Origin of the sequence: Marmoricola endophyticus (genome assembly GCF_014644415.1) — a bacterium.
Lineage (GTDB): Bacteria > Actinomycetota > Actinomycetes > Propionibacteriales > Nocardioidaceae > Marmoricola > Marmoricola endophyticus.
Genome location: NZ_BMKQ01000001.1, coordinates 822,783 through 842,751 on the forward strand (window position 1 = coordinate 822,783; position 19,969 = coordinate 842,751).

At 73.3% G+C, this 19,969-nt stretch carries 15 protein-coding genes; 8 read left to right on the top strand and 7 right to left on the bottom strand.

The window, feature by feature from the left end; all coding sequences use genetic code 11:
• The first annotated feature begins 38 nt into the window (after positions 1 to 38).
• Positions 39 to 665 carry a DUF3000 domain-containing protein gene (locus IEX42_RS04040; RefSeq protein ID WP_188778448.1) on the top strand — a complete coding sequence of 209 codons (627 nt, stop codon included), beginning with the start codon at positions 39 to 41 and terminating at the stop codon, positions 663 to 665.
• Positions 665 to 1,972 carry a ribonuclease D gene (locus tag IEX42_RS04045; protein WP_188778449.1) on the top strand — a complete coding sequence of 436 codons (1,308 nt, stop codon included), beginning with the start codon at positions 665 to 667 and terminating at the stop codon, positions 1,970 to 1,972. Before IEX42_RS04040 ends, IEX42_RS04045 begins: the two co-directional genes overlap by 1 nt.
• Positions 1,973 to 2,143: 171 nt before the next feature.
• Here the strand turns inward: IEX42_RS04045 and IEX42_RS04050 are convergent, their stop codons facing one another.
• Positions 2,144 to 3,571: an ABC transporter substrate-binding protein gene (locus tag IEX42_RS04050; protein WP_188778451.1), complete on the bottom strand. Its 1,428-nt coding sequence runs from the start codon at positions 3,569 to 3,571 to the stop codon at positions 2,144 to 2,146.
• 84 nt (positions 3,572 to 3,655) lie between these two features.
• Between IEX42_RS04050 and IEX42_RS04055 the strand changes: the two genes are divergently transcribed.
• Positions 3,656 to 4,252 (top strand): hypothetical protein, encoded by a 597-nt coding sequence (locus IEX42_RS04055; RefSeq protein ID WP_229660578.1) that lies wholly within the window; start codon positions 3,656 to 3,658, stop codon positions 4,250 to 4,252.
• Positions 4,253 to 4,377: 125 nt separating this feature from the next.
• Here the strand turns inward: IEX42_RS04055 and hrpA are convergent, their stop codons facing one another.
• Positions 4,378 to 8,178: an ATP-dependent RNA helicase HrpA gene (hrpA, locus tag IEX42_RS04060; protein ID WP_188778453.1), complete on the bottom strand. Its 3,801-nt coding sequence runs from the start codon at positions 8,176 to 8,178 to the stop codon at positions 4,378 to 4,380.
• A gap of 279 nt (positions 8,179 to 8,457) precedes the next feature.
• Between hrpA and IEX42_RS04065 the strand changes: the two genes are divergently transcribed.
• Positions 8,458 to 9,324 (top strand): aldo/keto reductase, encoded by an 867-nt coding sequence (locus tag IEX42_RS04065; RefSeq protein ID WP_188778455.1) that lies wholly within the window; start codon positions 8,458 to 8,460, stop codon positions 9,322 to 9,324.
• Positions 9,325 to 9,449: 125 nt separating this feature from the next.
• Here the strand turns inward: IEX42_RS04065 and IEX42_RS04070 are convergent, their stop codons facing one another.
• From IEX42_RS04070 to IEX42_RS04080, 3 genes are read right to left on the bottom strand one after another with little or no spacing between them, the layout of a single operon-like run.
• On the bottom strand, positions 9,450 to 9,848 hold the full coding sequence (locus IEX42_RS04070) for a VOC family protein (RefSeq protein ID WP_188778457.1): 399 nt from the start codon (positions 9,846 to 9,848) through the stop codon (positions 9,450 to 9,452).
• Positions 9,848 to 11,050, bottom strand: a complete 1,203-nt coding sequence (gene serA, locus IEX42_RS04075) for a phosphoglycerate dehydrogenase (RefSeq protein WP_188778458.1) — start codon at positions 11,048 to 11,050, stop codon at positions 9,848 to 9,850. Before serA ends, IEX42_RS04070 begins: the two co-directional genes overlap by 1 nt.
• A gap of 43 nt (positions 11,051 to 11,093) precedes the next feature.
• Positions 11,094 to 11,459 (bottom strand): hypothetical protein, encoded by a 366-nt coding sequence (locus tag IEX42_RS04080; RefSeq protein WP_188778460.1) that lies wholly within the window; start codon positions 11,457 to 11,459, stop codon positions 11,094 to 11,096.
• 431 nt (positions 11,460 to 11,890) lie between these two features.
• Here IEX42_RS04080 and IEX42_RS04085 point away from each other — a divergent pair, with 431 nt between their 5' ends.
• Together IEX42_RS04085 and IEX42_RS04090 are read left to right on the top strand one after the other, a co-directional pair.
• Positions 11,891 to 12,619, top strand: coding sequence for a response regulator transcription factor (locus IEX42_RS04085; RefSeq protein WP_188778462.1), 729 nt, complete (start codon positions 11,891 to 11,893; stop codon positions 12,617 to 12,619).
• 2 nt (positions 12,620 to 12,621) lie between these two features.
• Positions 12,622 to 14,115, top strand: coding sequence for a sensor histidine kinase (locus IEX42_RS04090; RefSeq protein ID WP_188778463.1), 1,494 nt, complete (start codon positions 12,622 to 12,624; stop codon positions 14,113 to 14,115).
• A 10-nt stretch (positions 14,116 to 14,125) separates the two neighbouring features.
• On the opposite strand, the gene IEX42_RS04095 is transcribed toward IEX42_RS04090, so the two are convergent.
• Positions 14,126 to 16,138 (bottom strand): MSCRAMM family protein, encoded by a 2,013-nt coding sequence (locus tag IEX42_RS04095; RefSeq protein ID WP_188778465.1) that lies wholly within the window; start codon positions 16,136 to 16,138, stop codon positions 14,126 to 14,128.
• A 132-nt stretch (positions 16,139 to 16,270) separates the two neighbouring features.
• On the opposite strand from IEX42_RS04095, the gene IEX42_RS04100 reads away from it, so the two are divergent.
• Both IEX42_RS04100 and IEX42_RS04105 read left to right on the top strand, forming a co-directional pair.
• Positions 16,271 to 18,370 carry a mannosyltransferase YkcB-related protein gene (locus IEX42_RS04100; RefSeq protein ID WP_188778468.1) on the top strand — a complete coding sequence of 700 codons (2,100 nt, stop codon included), beginning with the start codon at positions 16,271 to 16,273 and terminating at the stop codon, positions 18,368 to 18,370.
• Complete coding sequence (locus tag IEX42_RS04105; RefSeq protein WP_188778470.1) at positions 18,367 to 19,674, top strand: bifunctional glycosyltransferase family 2/GtrA family protein; 1,308 nt, start codon at positions 18,367 to 18,369, stop codon at positions 19,672 to 19,674. Before IEX42_RS04100 ends, IEX42_RS04105 begins: the two co-directional genes overlap by 4 nt.
• Here the strand turns inward: IEX42_RS04105 and IEX42_RS04110 are convergent.
• Positions 19,562 to 19,861 (bottom strand): DUF3263 domain-containing protein, encoded by a 300-nt coding sequence (locus IEX42_RS04110; RefSeq protein ID WP_188778472.1) that lies wholly within the window; start codon positions 19,859 to 19,861, stop codon positions 19,562 to 19,564. The genes IEX42_RS04105 and IEX42_RS04110 overlap by 113 nt on opposite strands.
• Between the last annotated feature and the right edge of the window lie 108 nt (positions 19,862 to 19,969).

Sequence of the window (19,969 nt, forward strand, 5' to 3'; positions counted from 1 at the left end):
GGAGGTCACCCACCGCGGTACCGACCTACTGTGACCCCATGCCCGCACGCCAGGAGACGCGGCTCGACGAGCCGGAGCCGCCCCAGGAGTTCCGTGCCGCCGTCGCGGGACTGCGAGCGGCACGGTTCCGTCCGCAGGTGCTGGTGGAGGAGATGCCGGCGCCGCAGCGCATCGCGCCGTACTCCTGCGCGCTGGCCGCCGACGTCTCCCTCGACGACGTGGAGGTCGGCGGCGGACGCCTGGTGCTGCTGCACGACCCGGACGGGCAGGACGCGTGGGAGGGCACCTTCCGCTGCGTGGCCTACGCGCGCGCCGAGGTCGACCCCGAGCAGGTGCGCGACGAGGCGCTGGCGGAGGTCGGCTGGTCCTGGCTGCTCGAGGCGCTCGAGGCCCGCGGCGCTGCGATGGCGGCCCCGTCGGGGACGGTGACCTCCGTGGCCTCCGAGAGCTTCGGCGGCCTGGCCCCGGAGGGCCCGACGGCCCAGCTGGAGATCCGGGCGTCCTGGTCCCCCGTCGCCACCGACGGCGAGGCCCTCACGAGCGGTGACATCGCCGCGCACGCCGAGGCGTGGGGCGACCTGCTCTGCGCGGCAGCCGGCATGGAGCCGCTGCCTGAAGGCGTCGCCACCCTGCCCACACGCCGGGGTCAGCGCGGCCGAGGCTGATGCCGGACCCGACGCACGCGACCCCGGACGCTCCGGACGAGACCCCTGACACCGCGGAGGAGCCACAGCTCCCGCTCCTCGAGCTCGCCGACGGCCTCCCCGCGCCGGTCGAGAGCGTGGCGGCCCTCGCCGAGGCGGTCGCCGACCTGACGGCGGGCACCGGCCCGATCGCCGTCGACGCCGAGCGTGCGTCCGGCTACCGCTGGTCGGCGCGCGCCTACCTCGTCCAGCTGCGTCGCGCGGGATCGACGACCTGGCTGGTCGACCCCATCGCCTTCGAGACCGCCGAGCTCGCCCCGCTCCAGCAGGTGATGGGCGAGGCCGAGTGGGTCCTGCACGCCGCCAGCCAGGACCTGCCCTGCCTGCGCGAGATCGGCCTGGAACCCCCGTCGCTGTTCGACACCGAGCTGGCCGCGAGGCTGCTGGGCTATCCCCGCGTCGGTCTGGCCGCCCTGGTCGAGGCCCTGTGCGAGCGGCGGATGCGCAAGGAGCACTCCGCGGCGGACTGGTCGACCAGGCCGCTGCCCGAGTCCTGGCTGGAGTACGCCGCGCTCGACGTCGAGGTGCTCGTCGAGATCCGCCACCGGCTGGCCGCCGAGCTCGAGGAGGCCGGCAAGGCGCAGTGGGCGCAGGAGGAGTTCGCGCACACCCTGGCGCACCGTCCGGTCCCGCGGACCGACCCGTGGCGTCGTACCTCCGGGATGCACAAGGTCCGCGGCCGACGCTCGATCGCCGCCGTCCGTGAGCTGTGGGAGGAGCGCAACGCGATCGCCCAGGAGCGCGACGTCACCCCGGGCCGGATCATCCCCGACGCCTCGATCGTGGCCGCCGCGACGGCGATGCCCGCCGACCGCGGGAGCCTCCGCGCGCTGCGCGGCTTCCACGGCCGAGGGGCGGACCGCTACGCCAACCGCTGGGTCGCGGCCCTCCAGCGGGCCCGTGACCTGCCCGAGTCCGACCTGCCCCCGACCTCGCTGCGCTCCGACGGTCCGCCGCCGCCGCGTGCCTGGTCGGACCGCGACCCCGAGGCGGCGGCTCGGCTGGCGACCGCCCGTCCGGCGATCGCCGCGCTGGGCGAGGACCTCTCCGTACCGGTGGAGAACCTGATGACCCCCGACGTCGTACGACGGACCCTGTGGCAGCCCCCGTCGGCCGGTACCGAGGCCGACCTCGACGCCGCGCTGGCCGAGCAGCTGGCCGCACGGGACGCGCGTCCCTGGCAGATCGCCCTGGTCGGACCGATCCTCCGCGAGGCGATCCTGCGCCCGGCGCCTCCCGAGCCCGAGGAACCGACCACCACGGAGTAGGGCCCGGCCCTAGGGCGTGTCTCTCAATTCTGGTCGTGTCGAGCGTCGTCCAGCGCGTGCGCTGGCAAGGCGCCGGAACGCACGCATACCGGGCGTCTGTGCAGTGACGGCAACGCCGCCAGCGCGCGTGATGGGCGGCGCGCAGCAGGCCACTTAATTGAGAGACATGCCCTAGTTGCCCGTCGGCGAGATGCTCGGGGTGTCCTTCGCACTCGGGCTCGGCGTGGGCGTGAGGCTCGCGGGGGCGAGCACGCGCTGCGCGGCCTGGTCGACGGCGAGCAGCCGCTGCTGCAGCTGGTCCTCGTCCAGCGGCCCGGAGACCGACTCGTTGAACAGCGGCCGCAGCACCCGGTCGGCCGCGGCGAGCGCCGTCGGGAACTCCTGCGTGCTGGGCAGCTCCTGGATGTAGCGCACCGAGTTGGAGAACACGGTGTCGCCGCCGAGCGGGTCGAGGTCGGACTGGGTGAACTCGTCGGAGTTCAGGGCCGTGAGGTTGGCGGGGACGACGTACCCCGTCGCCGCGACCCGGGTCGATGCGTCGTCACCGACGAGGTAGGCGAGCAGGTCGCCGACGGCCGTGGCCTTCTGCTTGTCCTCGGTCGCTCCGCGCGACACGCAGAAGCCGGTCACGGTCCCCGTCGTCGCGGTGGACCCCACCCGCGGGATCGGCATGACGCCGAAGCTGAGGCCCTTGGTGGCCCGCAGCTGCGGGACGAGGTCCCGCTGGCCCGCGATCATCGCCAGCTCGCCGTCCTTGAAGCGCTGGACCGCCGACTTCTCCGCCAGCTGCGCGGAGGTGACGGTCTGGCTCGGGTTCCGGAGCACCGGGAGGACCCGCTTCATGACGCTCAGCCCCGAGCCCTCGGAGAGCTCGAGCCGCGTGGGGTCGTCGGCGTCGTCGACCACCGTGCTCCCCCCGCTGAACAGGAAGGGGGCCAGGCTCTCCACCCGCGGCGGCAGCGCGAACCCGCGCACGTCGCCGCCCCGTGCCGAGGCCTGCTGGATCGCGGTGACGAAGTCGTTGAAGCGCCAGCCGCTGTCGGAGTTCGGGGCCGGGTCACCCGGCGGGCGCAGCGCGGAGAGTCGTACCAGCCCTGCGTTGTAGTAGACGACCGTCGGCGAGACCTCCGCCGGCATGCACTGCAGCGCGTTGTCGCGGCTGAAGTCCTCGACACCGATGCGCTGGTAGTTGTCACCGAGGTCGATGTTGCGCTCGGTGAGCATCTCCGAGACCGGCTGGGTCCGGTCGTTCGCGAGGAGCTGGTCCAGGTCGTCGTGGTCGGCGAGGAAGATGTCGGGCGCGCCCTCGTCCCGGTCGGCCGCGGCGAGCGCCTGCTCCCGGGAGGCGTACGGCTTGACGCTCACCGAGACCTCGGGGTGCTCGGCGCTGAAGGCCGCCGCCGCCCGGGTGTAGGCGGAGTTGACGGCGTCCGGCCCGTAGACCGCGAGCGTGACCTGCGCCGGTCCCGCCGGCGCCGAGGACGCCGGGGCGGGCGTCTGCCCGTCGGGCGTGCAGGCGGCCGCTCCGATGCAGACCAGTCCGGCCGTCGCCGTCGCCACCGCGACCCTCATGCCGGCCTGCCACCGCCGCGTACGCATTGCTGCCCCTCCCGTTGTCCCGATGCCGCGGCCACGATATCGGGCTGCCCCAGTGCCTCCGGCGCGGTCCTAGGCTGGCGGGCGATGTCCTCCACCGATCCCGGCCCTGGCCGCTTCCACCGCCCGACGCTCCCCGGCGCCGCACACTTCGACGCGATCGAGGGTGGGCCGGACCCCGCCGACCTGCGCACGGCCGCCGAGCAGGCGGCGACGGCACTGGTCCGAGGGGTGCACGGCAGCGGCGAGGACCCCGGTCTCGCGGACCGCGTCGTGCACCTCGCCGAGACCGAGGGCCTCGACGCCCTGGCCGAGCTGTGGTCGACCTCACCGTCCGACAGCGTGGCGGGGGCACTGTGGCGACTCTTCGCGCTGCGGACCTGGGTGTACGCCGACCCGGTCGGCGCCGCCCGCGAGTTCGCCGCCGGCCGGGCCCACCGCCCGGTCGCCGAGGTCGTCGCCGGCGTGCCCGACCCGCCCGGTCCCGACGAGGTACGTCTGCTGCTCGACGAGGTGCTCGGTGGTGTCGTACGCGGCGACTTCGCCGACGTGCTGTTCCGGGCGGCGGCGTTCGCACGGGTGACCGCGGGCGGCCGTGAGGGAGACGACGGCGCACGGCTCGCGGCGACGGCCGACGAGCTGGAGCGGGCCGGACACCTGGAGCTGGAGGGACGCCTCGGGTAGTCGCGCGGTCCTTGCCCGGCTTGTAAAATCGAGAGTGCGCCGGGCGGTGGCAGCCCCGGGTCCCAACATGAAGCCGCTACGAGCGGCCACGCGCCGTGAGGCGCTCCCCGCCCGGCGCCCTCCTTCTAGTCCAGCGCCTTGCGGATCCGCGCGTCCGAGACCGGCTGGGCGGTGCCGAGGCGCTGGGCCCACAGGCTGACGCGGTACTCCTGCAGCAGCCAGCGCACCTCGCGGAGCGCCCGTCCGGGCGGGGTGCCGGGCGGGAGCGCGTCGACCCGGTGCTGCCAGGCCTCCTGGAGCGGGACGACCTGATCCATCAGCTGCCGGTCCCGGTCGACGTCCCCGGCGAGCCGGTCGAGACGCTCGCGCAGCGCGGTGAGGTAGCGCGGGTAGCTCTGCAGCGCCGTGGTCCCGGCACCTGCGACGAAGCCCTCGTGCACGAGATCGGCGAGCTGGGCGGCCATGTCGTTGCGGGCCGGCAGCATCGGCAGCTCCACCCGCCCGCTCAGCGCCTTGTCGGTCTCGCGCCAGCGGACCAGCAGGTCGCGGACGCGGGCCACCACCTCGTCACTGCGCTGCCCGACCTCGGCGGCGGCGCGACGGCGCAGCTCCTCGTACGCCGCCTCGGTGCGGACCGGCTCCTGCGCGTCGACGAGGTCGCCGAGCGCGGCGAGGACGCAGTCGTCGACGAGCGCGGCGACCGAGGGGTACGGCGACCCCGCGAGCCCCAGCTTGCCCGCGTTGTCGAGGCCGTCGACGATGCGCCGGGCGGGGCTCGGCACCTGCAGCGCGAGCAGACGTCGTACGCCCAGACGGTGCCGTGCCTCCTGCTCCTCCGCTGTGCCGGCCACGACCAGTCCGACGCTGTCACCCTCGTCGTCGAGCGCGGGGAAGCCCTGCACCTCGTGACCCGCGCGGACCTGGGTGAAGGACTCCTCGATCGTGTCGAAGACCCAGGCGGTCTCGCCGGTGCGCGCGAGACCGGAGGCCTCGGCGGCCTGGGCGACGGCGGCGTCGAAGCTCGGACGCAGCGGGGCGGCCAGCGCCACCAGGTCGCGGCCCTGCGCGACGACCGACCCGTCGGCGTCGAGGACGCGGAAGCGGACGCGCAGGTGCGCGGGGACCTTGTCCCAGTCCCACGCCTCGGGTGGGACGTGGACGCCGGTCCTCGCCCGCAGGTGCCGGCTCAGCGCCTCGGTGAGCGGCTCCTCGCCGACCGGCACGGTGGCCAGGAACTCTCGTGCGACGTCCGGGGCGGGCACGAAGTGGACGCGCAGCGGCTTGGGCAGGCTGCGCAGCAGCGCGACGACGAGCTCGTGCCGCAGGCCCGGGACCTGCCAGGTGAACGGCGCGGGGCCGACCTGGTTGAGCGTCGCGACGGGGACGTCGACGGTCACCCCGTCGTGATCGGCACCCGGCTCGAAGGCGTACCCGACCTGCAGGTCGAGCGCCCCCTCCTGCCAGGTGTCGGGGTAGGCGCCCGCATCCACCTCGGCGCCGTCGTGGACGAGCATCGCGGGGTCGAAGGTGAGCAGGTCGGGGTGCTCGCGGCGCTCGGCCTTCCACCAGGTGTCGAAGTGGGCGCCGGACACCACCTCGGCGCCGACGCGGGCGTCGTAGAAGTCGAAGAGGGTCTGCTCGTCGACCACGATCCCCCGACGCCGGGCACGGTGCTCGAGCTCCTCCGCCTCCTCGAGGAGACGCCGGTTGTCCACGAGGAACCGCTGCCGGCTGTGCCACTCCCCCTGCACGAGCGCGTGACGGATGAACATCTCGCGCGCGAGCTCCGGGTCGTGCTTGCCGAGACCGACCAGGCGGTCGGCGACGAGGGGCACCCCGTACAGCGTCACGCGCTCACGGGCCATCACCTGGGCGCGCCTGGCCGACCAGTGCGGCTCGGCGTACGTCCGCTTCACCAGGTGCGCGCCGAGGCGCTCGGCCCACTCGGGCTGGATCGCCGCGTTCTGGCGGGCGAACAGGCGCGAGGTCTCGACCAGCTCGGCGGACATCACGAGGTCGGGCTGCTTCTTGGCCAGCCCGGAGCCGGGGAAGATCGCGAAGCGGGTGCCGCGGGCACCGAGGTACTCGGTGAGCGGCCGCCGCCCGCGCTGGGCCTGCTTCTTGTCCTGCACCTCCTTGAGCCCGATCTGGGAGAGCAGTCCGGACAGCAGAGCCTGGTGGAGACGGTCGCCGTCGATCTCCCGGTCGTCCTCCCACGCGGGGCGCCCCGGCTTCATCCCGATGCCCTTGGCGATCTGGCGCAGCTGGGACTCCAGCTCCTGCCACTCGCGGACGCGGAGGTGGTTGAGGTGCTCCTCGCGGCACATCCGGCGGAAGGCGCTGGACCCCTTCTCCCCCTGCTGCTCGCGCAGGTAGCGCCAGAGGTTCAGCCAGCCCAGGAAGTCGCTGGTCGGGTCGCGGAAGCGTGCGTGCAGCTGGTCGGCACGCGCTTGCGCGTCGACGGGCCGCTCGCGCGGGTCCTGGATGGACAGCGCGGCGGTCACCACGAGCACCTCGCGCAGGCAGCCCAGCCGGTCGGCCTCGAGGATCATCCGGCCCAGTCGCGGGTCGACCGGGAGCCGCGCCAGCCGGCGGCCGGTGCCGGTCAGCCGGCCACCCCTGCGGGACCTGCCGGTACGCAGCGCCCCGAGCTCCTCGAGGAGCTGCACGCCGGCGCGCACGTTGCGCGCGTCGGGCGGGTCGACGAAGCCGAACCGCTCGACGTCGCCGAGCCCGAGGGAGGTCATCTGGAGGATGACGCTGGCCAGGTTGGTGCGCAGGATCTCGGGGTCGGTGAACGCGGGCCGGCCCTCGAAGTCCTCCTCCGAGTACAGCCGGATGCAGATCCCGTCCGCCACGCGCCCGCAGCGACCGGCTCGCTGGGCGGCGCTCGCCTGGCTGACCGGCTCGATCGGCAGGCGCTGCACCTTGGTGCGCAGGGAGTAGCGCGAGATGCGCGCCAGGCCGGTGTCGACGACGTACCGGATGCCGGGGACGGTCAGCGAGGTCTCTGCGACGTTGGTCGCGAGGACGACGCGCCGGCGCCCGCCGGTGCTGAACACCTTGTGCTGCTCGGCCGCGGAGAGCCGGGAGAACAGCTGGAGCACCTCGAAGCCGCCGCCGCGCGAGCGCGGCTCCGTGGCGAGGCTGCCGAGCACGTCGGCGGTGTCGCGGATCTCGCGCTCGCCGGGCAGGAAGACGAGCACGTCACCGTCCCCCTCGCGGCCCAGCTCGCGTACGGCGTCGACGATCGCCTCGGTCTGGTCGCGGACGACGGTCTCGCCCTCCTCGTCCGCCTCGTCCTCCTGGACCAGCGGCCGGTAGCGGACCTCGACCGGGTACGTCCGCCCCGACACCTCGATCACCGGGGCCGGCTCGCCGTCGGTGCCGGCGAAGTGCCGCGCGAAGCGGTCGGTCTCGATGGTGGCGGAGGTGATGACGACCTTGAGGTCCGGGCGGCGCGGGAGGAGCTGCGCGAGGTAGCCCAGGATGAAGTCGATGTTGAGGCTGCGCTCGTGCGCCTCGTCGATGATGATCGTGTCGTACTTGCGCAGCTCCCTGTCGTGCTGCAGCTCCGCCAGCAGGATGCCGTCGGTCATCAGCTTGACCCGGCTGGCCGCGGACGTGCGATCGGTGAACCGGACCTGGTAGCCGACCTCCTCGCCCAGCTCGGTGCCCAGCTCCGAGGCGATCCGCTCGGCCACGCTGCGCGCCGCGATCCGCCGCGGCTGGGTGTGCCCGATCAGCTTCCCGTCGCTCCCGCGGCCCAGCTCCAGGCAGATCTTCGGCAGCTGGGTGGTCTTCCCCGAGCCGGTCTCCCCCGCCACGACGACCACCTGGTGGTCCCGGATCGCGGCGGCGATGTCGTCGCGGCGCTCGGAGACCGGGAGGTCGGGCGGGAAGGTGATCTGCACAGCGCGATCCATTCTGCCGCACGCCGTCGGGGTGGTTTCGACGCGCTCGCTGGCGCTCGCTGCTCAACCACCTGCTCATGGCGAACCAGCCCACGGTGGTCGAGCCCAACGCGACCCAGGTGGTCGAGCCCGACCCAGCCCAGGTGGTCGAGCCCGACCCAGCCCAGGTGGTCGAGCCCAACGCGACCTAGGTGGTCGAGCCCGAAGCGAGCGCAGCGAGCGAGGACGTCGAGACCACCACCACGGACCCACCGACCGCATGCACAGCCCTCGTACGGGTATCGCCCCCTCATGCAGACACGCAGCATCGGCACCACCTCCGTCGGCGCGATCGGGCTCGGCCTGATGACCTTCGACCAGGACGGCGCGGCTCCGCGCGAGCAGCTCAAGGCGACGATCACCGCCGCCCTCGACGCGGGGGTGACGCTCTTCGACACCGCCGACGCCTACGGCCACGGCGACCTGGGCCCGGACGCGATGGGCGCCAACGAGCGCCTGATCGCCGGGCTGCTCGACGAGCTCGGCGTGCGCGACCAGGTCCTGCTGGCCACCAAGGGCGGGCACGTGCGGACCGACGACGGCGGGTGGGACACCGACTCCTCGCCGGAGCACCTGCGCGAGGCGGTCGTGGGCAGCCTGCAGCGGCTCGGCGTCGACCGGATCGCGCTGTGGCAGCACCACCGCCCGGACCCGGACGTGCCGTACGCCGAGGTGATCGGCACGCTCAAGGAGATCCACGACTCGGGCCGGGTCGCCCGGATCGGGCTGTCCAACGCGGACCCGGACCAGATCCGGGCGGCGCACGACGTGCTCGGCAGCGCGCTGGTCAGCGTGCAGAACCAGTTCTCCCCCGCCTTCCGCTCCAGCGCACCGGAGATCGAGGTGTGCGAGGAGCTGGGGCTGGCGTTCCTGCCGTGGAGCCCGCTCGGTGGCCTGAGCAGCGCGAAGGGTCTGGGGTCCGACAACCCCGCGTTCGCCGAGGTCGCCTCCTCCCGCGGGGTCAGCCCGCAGCAAGTCGCCCTGGCCTGGGAGCTCGCCCAGTCGCCGTGCGTCATCCCCATCCCCGGCGCCAAGCGGCCGCAGTCGGTCAGCGACTCCGCCGCCGCCGCTGACCTGAAGCTGAGCGCCGACGAATTGGCGCGCCTCGACGCGTCCTGAGCACGCGCGGGACGTCATGCGAGCTGGTCGCCCCAGCGCCCAATTCGTATGACGTTGACGGCTCTCGTCTCACGAGGGACGGCACCACCGACCTCACGGGCTCGACCAACACGCGCAGCGGCTGATCAACCGTTCGCGTACAAGCAGAGCACGTGCCCGTCCGGATCGAGCAGCACGCGGACGTCGTCCTGCGGCTGGTGCTCGTGAAGTCTCGCTCCGAGGTCGAGCGCCGACTGCGTGGCCGTCGCGACGTCGGTGACCTCGACGTCGAGGTGGAGCTGCATCTGCTGCTCACCCGGGCTGCTGGGCCAGGTCGGCGGCTCGTACGCCTCGTCGAGCTGGAAGGCGAGGTTCGCAGGCAACGGTCGTCCGTCCCCGTCGTGCATCTGCATCGTGACCCACGTCGGCTCGTCGGTGGCGATCCCCCACCCCAGCAGCCGCTCGTAGAACCGAGCGAGTCCGCGGGGGTCCGGACTCTGCAGCACCACACCGAGCCAGCCGGTGAAGCCCGGCACGCCGGCCATCAGCCGGCGTAGGTCCGCAGCCAGATGGTCTGCGACATCGCGCGCAGCTTCTCCACCACGGCGTCGTCGACGTTGCCGGCGACATCGGTGACCGCGTACCCCTGCTCCCCCTGGGTCGCCAGGTTCTGCGAGACGACGTTGACGTTCTCCTCCAGCAGCACGCGGTTGATCTCCGCGAGCACGCCGGGGACGTTGACGTGCAGGTGCGCGATCCGGAAGTGGCTCTCCAGCGGCGCCGGCTGGAGCTCGGGGAGGGTGACGGAGTTCGCGGTGCTGCCCTCCTGGAGGTACGACGACAGCTTGCCGGCCACGAACCGGCCGATCTCCTCCTGCGCCTCCTGGGTCGAGCCGCCCACGTGCGGGGTGAGGATCACGTTGGGCAGGCCGCGCAGCACCGACTCGAACGGCTCGCCCTGCGCCTTCGGCTCGACGGGGAACACGTCCAGGGCGGCGCCGGCGAGGTGGCCGGACTCGATGTGCTCGCGCAGCGCCTGGTCGTCGACGACCATGCCGCGCGAGGCGTTGATGAACATCGAGCGCGGCTTCATCTGGCGGAACTGCTCGTCACCGAACAGGCCGGCGTTGCCCGGTCGGCCGTCGACGTGGAGGGTGACGACGTCCGCGCGGCCCAGCAGCTCCTCGAGGCTGTTCACCCGCTCGGCGTTGCCGTGCGCGAGCCGGTCGTTGGTGTCGAAGTAGATGACCCGCAGTCCCACCGCCTCGGCGACCACGGACAGCTGCGAGCCGATGTTGCCGTACCCGACGATCCCGAGCACCCGACCGCGGATCTCGTGGCTGCCCTTGGCCGACTTGTCCCAGACGCCCGCGTGCATGTTCTCGGTCTTCTCCGGGAGCCGCCGAGCCAGCGAGATGATCTCGCCGATGACCAGCTCGACCACGCTGCGGGTGTTGGAGTACGGCGCGTTGAACGCACCGATCCCGCGCTTCGTCGTCGCCGGCAGGTCGATCTGGTTCGTACCGATGCAGAAGGCGCCCACCGCGAGGAGGTCCGGGGTGTGGTCGAGGACCTTCTGGGTGAGGTTGGTGTTCGACCGGATGCCGAGGACGTCGAAGCCCTGGACCGCCTCGATGAGGGCGTCCTCGCCCAGCGCGTGGGAGACGGTCTCGACGTCGATCCCGTAGCGGGCGAACGTCTCGGTCGCGGAGGGGTGGATGTTCTCGAGCAGCAGCGCCTTGGTCACGGCTCCACGATAGTGAGCCGACGCCCGCTCCTCACGTACGGTCTCACGTGGTGCGGTCCGAGCGGCGGCTCGTGCCGCTCGGCGGCGTGGACTGGCCGTTGTTGCCGGGTACGCCGGCACTCGGCGCCCCCGGCGTGCCGCCACCCGGCCCGCCCTGGCCCTGGCCCTGCTGGCCCTGTCCGTTGCGCTGACCGGTCATGCCGGGCATGCCGTTCATGCCGGGAGGGCCGCCGTGGCGGCCGAAGCCGCCGGGCCCGCCGCGCCCGGAGTCGGCGCCGTTCGACGCGACGGCCAGGGCCGCGCCTGCGCCACCGCCGACGATGACGGCGGCGAGCGAGGCCGCGATGGTGACCCGCAGGGCCCAGACCTTCTCGCGCCAGGTCCGGGAGGAGGTGGTGTTCTCGTCCATGCCGCACACCGTGGGTCGCGCACCTGTGGGCAGGCTGTGCGGTCCCTCTGGGGCGGCTGCGACTGTGGCCGAGGTCGGTGCGCGCCTCGCCGGGTCTCGACGCGCTCAGTCGCTGGCGCTCCCTCGCTGCTCGACCACCTCCGTGGGCCCTCCCACGCTCACGGCGGAGAGGTGGTCGAGCCCGAACCGAGCGCAGCGAGGGAGGCGATGTCCTGAGCAGCGACGAAGGAGCGCGTCGAAGGGACCTCGAGACCACCTGTCGGAAGGTGGTCGAGCCCGAACCGAGCGCAGCGAGGGAGGACGTCGAGACCACCGCCACCCGCGCACCCACCGCACCCACCGCACCCACCGCACCCTCGGTCGGCGTACCTCACAGGAACCGCACAGGAGCGGCACAGCACGAACGCACACAGGTGGGTCACAGTGGTGCCGTGCCTGCGACGAACCTGCCTCCGCTCACCCGGCCCGACGGGTCTCCGCTGCGCGTGCTCGTGGTCGACGACGAGCCGAACATCGCCGAGCTGCTGCGGATGGCGCTGCGGTACGAGGGCTGGGACGTCGACGTCGCCGGGACCGGCGGCAAGGCGGTCGCGGCGGCGAAGGCGCAGCGGCCGGACGCCGTCGTGCTCGACGTGATGCTCCCCGACACCGACGGGATGAGCGTCCTGCACAAGCTGCGCGAGCAGCGCGACGACGTCCCCGTCCTCTTCCTCACCGCACGCGACTCGGTCGAGGACCGGATCGCGGGCCTGACGGCGGGCGGGGACGACTACGTCACCAAGCCGTTCAGCCTCGAGGAGGTCGTCGCCCGGCTGCGCGGGCTGATGCGGCGCACCGGCGCGCTCGTCGAGAACGAGGACAACCTGCTCACCGTCGGCGACCTCACGCTCGACGAGGACTCCCACGAGGTACGACGCGCCGGGACCGAGGTCACGCTCACCGCGACGGAGTTCGAGCTGCTGCGCTACCTGATGCGCAACCCGAAGCGGGTGCTGAGCAAGGCCCAGATCCTCGACCGGGTCTGGTCGTACGACTTCGGCGGGCAGGCCAACATCGTCGAGCTCTACATCTCGTACCTGCGCAAGAAGGTCGACGCCGGCCACGCGCCGATGATCCACACGATGCGCGGGGCCGGGTACGTCCTCAAGCCCGCGGAGTGAGCATGCGGGCGCACCTGAGGGACCGACTCCCCCGCACCCTCGCGGCCCGGCTGACGATGACGGTGGTCGGCCTGGTGGCGGTGGTACTGGTGCTGGTCGCCCTGGTCACGTCGCTGGTGATGAGCCGCTACCTCACCTCGCGGCTGGACCAGCAGCTGGTCGACGTCGCCCAGCGGGCGGCGCGAGGCGGGCCCAGCACGGGGAGCGGGGGCGATCCCGGTCGGGGCTTCGGCGGCGAGCCGCCCGACGGCTTCCGACGGCCGTTCAGCCCCGGCACCCTGCTCGCCGTCATCGACGACGGCTCCGCCTCGGGCTCGAGCGACAGTCGTTCGGGCGTCGTGCCCGAGTCGGGCGGGCCGCTCGACTCGGTCTCCCGCGCGTCGATGCAGCGCCTCGCGGACGTCTCCCCCGGCCGCCCGACGACGGTCTCGCTGGACGGGCGCGGCGACTACCGCGTCCTCGTCCTGCTCACCGACGGCGGGAGCAGCGACGGGGCTCTCGTGGCGATCGGGCTCCCCGAGGATGAGCTGGACTCCTCCACGCACCGGCTGCTGCTGCTCTCGCTGCTGCTGGCGCTGGCGGGGACGCTCCTGGCGGCGGGCACCGCGACGTACCTCGTACGCCGCCAGCTGCGGCCGCTGCAGCAGGTCGCCGCCACGGCGTACGACGTCACCGGCCTGCCGCTGGACTCCGGCGACGCGGTGATCGAGACCCGCGTCGACGCCCGCCTGACCGACGAGACGACCGAGGTCGGCCAGGTCGGCAGCGCCCTGAACACCCTGCTCGACCACGTCGAGGATGCGCTCTCGGAACGGCACCGCAGCGAGCAGCGGGTACGCCAGTTCGTCGCCGACGCCTCGCACGAGCTGCGCACGCCGCTGGCCACCATCCACGGCTACGCCGAGCTGAGCCGTCGTACGCCCGACGACGCCGCGGCCCTCGACACCGCCATGCGCAAGGTCGGCACCGAGGCCACGCGGATGTCCGCCCTCGTCGAGGACCTGCTGCTGCTCGCCCGTCTCGACTCCGGGCGGCCGCTGGAGAGCGCCGAGGTGGACCTGACCCACCTGCTGCTGGAGACGGTCGTCGACGCCCGCGTGGTGGCGCCGGACCACGACTGGCGCCTGGAGCTGCCCGACGAGCCGCTGACCGTGGCCGGCGACGAGCTGCGGCTGCACCAGGTGCTCGGCAACCTCGTCGGCAACGCGCGGCGGCACACCCCTGCCGGGACGACGATCACGGTCACCGCGCTGCGGGACGACACGGCCACGGTCGTACGCGTCCACGACGACGGTCCGGGCCTGCCGGACGGTCTGGCCGACCGCGCCTTCGAGCGGTTCACCCGCGGCGACGCGGGGCGTACCCGCGACGAGGCCCAGGGCGAGGGTGCCGGGCTCGGCCTGTCCCTGGTGCGCGCCATCACCGAGGCCCACGGCGGGACCGTCGAGGTCGACAGCCGGCCCAGCGACACCACGTTCACGCTGCGTCTGCCCTGAGCCGCTGCGGTCAGGGACGGCCGGGAGGTCGCAGTCGGGCGCGGCGCATCACGAGCGTTCCCACGAGCAGGCACCCGCCGCCGAGCCAGAGCCAGCCGGACCACGGTCCTCCGGTGTCGGGCAGCGCGACCGTGCCCGCCCCGACCGTGCCGGAGGTTCGCGGCGATCGGAGGAAGGCGCCGCCGGCCCGCTGGCCGTGAGCCGGGCCCGGGGTCGGAGTCGGAGTCGGGCTCGGAGTGTCCCGAACCCAGGTGACGGTGAAGTCCTCGCCGTCGAAGACCTCCCCGGCGTCCGTGACCGTCACCGCGCGGGTCGTCACTGCGGCCGTGGTCCCGGCGGGAGGGGTGAGCCTGATCGCGTACGTCCCGGCCCCGAGGCCGTCGACGAAGTACCGGCCCTGCTGATCGGTCCTGCTGCTCTGCCGGTAGCCGTCCGGGCCGGTGACCGTCACCGTGGCCCCCGCGACCGGGCCCTCACCGGCGACGACGCCACCGACCGCTCCGAAGCGGCTGAGCGCGAAGTCGACCCCTGCCCGGTCCTGACGGCCGACCGTCACGGTCTGCGGGCCCGGCACCTGATAGCCAGGGGGCGGGTCGGACACGCGTACGGTGTAGCCCCCCGCAGGGACCCGCTCGAAGCGGTAAGCGCCGTTCTCGTCGGTGACGGCGCGCTCGGTGACGCCCATGCCGGTCAGCTGCACCGCCGCCCCGGCGACCGGTCCGCCTCCCGCCGTCACCGTGCCGGACACGTCCGGGGCGGGCACGAGCGCAAAGTCGTTGCCATTGAGCGGGCTGTCGTCACCCTGCGGCACCAATACCACGGTCGAAGCCGGGTCTGCCGCTGTGTAGCCCGGTGGTGGCGACACGCTCACCGTGTAGTCACCGGGGTCGTTGCCGTCGAAGACGTACGTCCCGTCCTCGGCTGTGGTGGTGACCGTCGGGGTCCCGCCCCCGATCGGCGTGAGCGTGACCGTGACGCCGGCCAGCTCCTGGCCCGAGCCCTGCTCGGCGACCCTGCCCGTGATCGCCGCGGGGACCAGCGCCCGGACGGCGAAGTCGGCGGTCCCGTCCGCGCCGGACAGGTCGACCCCGACGCGCCGGGACGGCCCGTCGATCCGACAGGCCTGCGGCACGTCGCCGATCGCGACGGCGTACCCGGGCCCGGCGGGCAGGCCGGCGACGTCGTACGTGCCGTCGTCGGCGGTGCGCGTCGTCGCCACCACTGCACCTGTGCCGTCGCGCACCTCGACCTCGATGCCACCCAGAGGACATGTGCTGCCGGCCGGGCTGGAGTCGCTCACCGTGCCGGCGAGGTCCTGGGTCCGGACGGCGAACCAGGTCTGGTAGACGGGAAAGCCCGAGCGTCGGGTGTACTCGAACGTCAGCGTCCGCAGCGGCACAGTCGGCTCGAACCACCCGCTCGCCCCGGTGGTATCCGCAGCGGCACGGTTGCCGGTCAGCGTCCGTGCCGAGCCGTTCCAGGTCGGTTCGTCGCTCTGCAGGGTCCTGCAGACGCTCGGCCGAGGGTTCTGCCCGCAGTAGTTGAAGGTGCCGCGGAATCCGAGCTGGGTGCCGCTGGCCTCGCGTCCGTCCTCGGTGAGCGCGCTGACCCGCACGGCGTCGGCGTCGACGTCGCCGAGCACGAAGGTCCACCCCTGCGGGGTCGCACGGTCGAAGGTGTAGGTCGTGGTCGAGGGCTCGTCCGCGCGGTCGGCGCGCGGACGGAGGTTGAGGTAGGACTTCCCACGGCTCGAGCCGTACCGCTGCCCGACGGGTGTCCAGTCCGGCAGCCAGGTGCTGGAGCCGCTCTGCACACCCACCTGGCCGCCGCGCGAGTCCGAGGTGTACGAGGCGGCGGGAAACCTCGGCGAAAGCTGCACGTTTCCCGCGAAGTCGCCGGCCGAGCCACGCATCGGCTCCCAGGACGCGTACGCCTGGCCGGCCACGGCGAGCGCGGGCGGCACGAGACCGAGCACGACCAGCGCGACAAGGCATAGCACTGCCCGGCCTGTACGTCGGATCATCGGCCCTCCTCGCCTCGCGAGTATCGTGCCGTCTTCGCACGGTCTTGGCGAGACCGACGGGCGACGACCCTCACAGGTGGGGCACAGAGGTGACACGGTCTCCTCGCAGCCCGGTCGCCGAGATTGAGGGACATGACCTCCCCGACCGCGCTCCGAGCGCACGACGTGACTGCCGAGACGTCAGCCGACCGGCGGGCGACACGCCCGCGCGTCGGCCCGTCCCCCGCCCGCCTGGTGCGGGGCCGCCCGGACGACCCCGCCTGGGTCCGCCCGGCGCTCCTCGGGCTGCTCGCCCTGACGGCGCTGCTCTACCTGTGGGACCTGGGCGCCTCCGGTTGGGCGAACTCCTTCTACTCCGCCGCCGTCCAGGCCGGCTCGGAGTCCTGGAAGGCGTTCTTCTTCGGCTCCTCCGACGCCAGCAACGCCATCACCGTCGACAAGACGCCGCTCGCCCTGTGGCCGATGGCGCTCAGCGTCCGGATCTTCGGCCTGCACGGCTGGGCGATCCTGCTGCCGCAGGCGCTGGAGGGCATGGCCACGGTCGGCCTGCTCTACGCCGGCGTCCGCCGCTGGACCGGCTCGCCCGCCGCGGGTCTGATCGCCGGCGCCACGATGGCGCTGACCCCGGTCGCGGTGCTAATGTTCAAGTTCAACAACCCCGACGCGATGCTCGCGCTGCTGCTGGTCGGTGCGGCGTACGCGACGCTGCGCGCCCTGGAGGCCGGTCGTACCGGTACCCGTGGCTACGTCGGCCACCCCGTCCGCTGGCTCGCCCTCGCCGGCGCCCTGGTCGGCCTGGCCTTCCTCGCCAAGCAGCTCCAGGCGTTCTTGATCCTCCCCGCCCTGGTGCTGGTCTACCTCGTGGTGGCCGCCGTGCCGCTGCGCAAGCGGATCGGCCACCTCCTGGTCGCCTTCGTCGCCATGGTCGTCGGCGCCGGCTGGTGGATCGCGATCGTGTCGCTGTGGCCGGCGGCGAGCCGCCCCTACATCGGCGGTTCGCAGGACAACTCGATCCTCGAGCTGACGCTGGGCTACAACGGCCTGGGCCGGATCACCGGTGACGAGACCGGCTCAGTCGGCGGCGGGGGCGGCAACGGCGGCGGGATGTGGGGCTCGACCGGGATCCTGCGGCTCTTCGGGTCCGAGATCGGCGGCCAGGTCGCCTGGCTGCTGCCCGCCGCGCTGATCGCGCTCGTCGCCGCGCTCTGGCTGACCCGCCGGGCCGCGCGTACCGACCTGCTGCGCGCCTCCGTCCTCGTCTGGGGCGGCTGGCTGGTGACCACCGCACTCACCTTCAGCTTCATGGCGGGGATCTTCCACGCCTACTACACGGTCGCCCTGGCCCCCATGATCGGCGCCATGGTCGGCATCGGAGCCTGGCTGACCTGGACGCACCGCCGCTCGGTGGCCGTCCTGGCCGTGGCCGCCGGCACGGTCGCCCTGACCAGCGCCTGGTCCTTCGCGCTGCTGGGCCGCTCGGCCGACTTCGTTCCCTGGCTGCGCTGGGTCGTGCTGATCGGCGGGCTGGCCGTCGCCGCCGCGATCGTCTTCCTTCGGGTGCTCCCGCGCCGGCTGGCCCTGGGCATCGCCGGCCTGAGCCTGCTGGCCGTTCTCGCCGGCCCCGCGGCGTACGCCGTGCAGACCACGACCACCGGCCACGAAGGCTCCATCCCCAGCGCGGGCCCGACCAGTGGGCAGGGCGGTCCCGGTGGGGGCGGCACGGGACGGCCGGGTGGCTTCGGCGGCCAGCGTGCCGGCGGTCAGCAGCAGGGGCAGGCGCCCGGCGGCGGCCAGGCCCAGGGCGGCAACGCCACCCAGGGGCAGGGTCGCACCGGTGGCGGCGGGGCAGGCGGGGTCGGTGGACTGCTGAACGGCAGCACCTCGAGCACCCGGATCACCGCGATGCTGCAGGCCGACGCGAGCGACTACCGCTGGGCCGCGGCTGCCGTCGGCTCCAACTCCGCCTCCGGCTACCAGCTGGCCTCGGAGGAGCCGGTCATGGCGATCGGCGGCTTCAACGGCACCGACCCGTACCCGACGCTGGCGCAGTTCAAGGCCTACGTCGCCGCCGGCGAGATCCACTACTTCATCGCCGGAGGCGGCATGGGTGGGGGTCCGGGCGGCAGCGGGTCGTCGACGAGCAGCGCGATCAGCAGCTGGGTCGAGGACAACTACACCGCGACGACCGTCGACGGCGTGACCGTCTACGACCTGAGCGGAGCCACCTCGTGAGCGCCCTGGTCACCGCACCCGGCCGCGACGGATCCTCGGAGGCGCACGTGTCCACCACCCTCGACGTCGTGGTGCCGGTCTACAACGAGGAGTCCGACCTCGGCCCGGCCGTCCGTCGGCTGCACGAGCACCTGTCGACGCTGCCGTACTCGTTCCGGATCACGATCGCCGACAACGCCAGCACCGACGCCACCCCGGCGGTGGCGCGGAGCCTGGCCGAGGAGTACGACGACGTCCACGTGCGTCGCCTGGAGCAGAAGGGTCGGGGGCGGGCGCTGAAGCAGGTGTGGGCCGAGTCCCCGGCGCACGTGCTGGCCTACATGGACGTCGACCTGTCCACCGACCTCAAGGCGCTGCTGCCGCTGGTGGCACCGCTGATCAGCGGCCACTCCGACCTCGCCATCGGCAGTCGGCTGCGCCACGACTCGAGGGTGGTGCGCGGGCCGAAGCGCGAGCTGATCTCGCGGACGTACAACCTGCTGGTCAAGGGTGCCCTGCGCACCCGCTTCTCCGACGCGCAGTGCGGCTTCAAGGCGATCCGCGCCGACGTGGCCCGGGCGGTCCTGCCGCTGGTCGAGGACGACGCGTGGTTCTTCGACACCGAGCTGCTGGTGCTGGCCGAGCGTGCCGGCCTGCGCATCCACGAGGTGCCCGTCGACTGGGTCGACGACCCGGACAGCCGCGTGGACATCGTCCGGACGGCGTACGACGACCTGCGCGGCATCGCCCGGGTGGGCACCGGCCTGCTCACCGGCCGCATCCCCGTCGCGGAGGTCGCCGCGGCGCTCGGCCGGGCCAGCGCCCGGGCAGGGCAGGGGCGGCTGCGGATGCAGGTGCTGGTCTTCGGGCTGATCGGCGTCGCCTCCACGCTGGCGTACGCGCTGCTCTACCTCTGGATGCGGCAGGGGACGTCGGCGCAGGTCGCGAACCTGCTCGCGCTGGTGATCACGGCCGTCGCCAACACGGCGGCGAACCGTCGGTTCACGTTCGGCGTACGCGGGCCACGCAACCGGCTGCGTCACCAGGCGCAGGGGTTCGCGATCTTCGCCGCCGGGCTCGGGGTCACCAGCGGCACCCTCTGGCTGGTCGACCGCACCGGCACCGACCACCACACGGTGGAGGTGGTCGCGCTGACGGCCGCCAACCTGTTCGTCACCGTCATGCGCTTCGTGCTGATGCGGGTGTGGGTCTTCACCCCAGCCGGGCTGCGGGCCCGTGCGCGCGACGTGCGCGCAGCCGGCGCAGCCGCAGCACCACCAGCGGCGCCGCCTCACGAGCCGTCGGCAGGTCGATCAGCCGGTTGAGCAGCTGGTAGTAGCGGACCGCCGTGAGGTCGAACGTCTCGCGGATCTGGCGGTCCTTGGCCTCGGGGGTCTGCCACCAGCGGCCCTCGAAGTCGAGGATCGCCAGCGCCAGCTCACTGAGGCCGAGGGCGTCGGCGCGGGCCGCGGCGGCGTCCGGGGTGGGGTCGAGCATCGGGGAAGTGGTCATGCCCAGGAGGCTGGCAGGACCCTCCGACAGTTTCGGTCGGCGCGCACCACCAGGTCTCGACAGGCTCGACCACCGCAACCACCGCGACCACCGGAGGTCGAGCTCGTC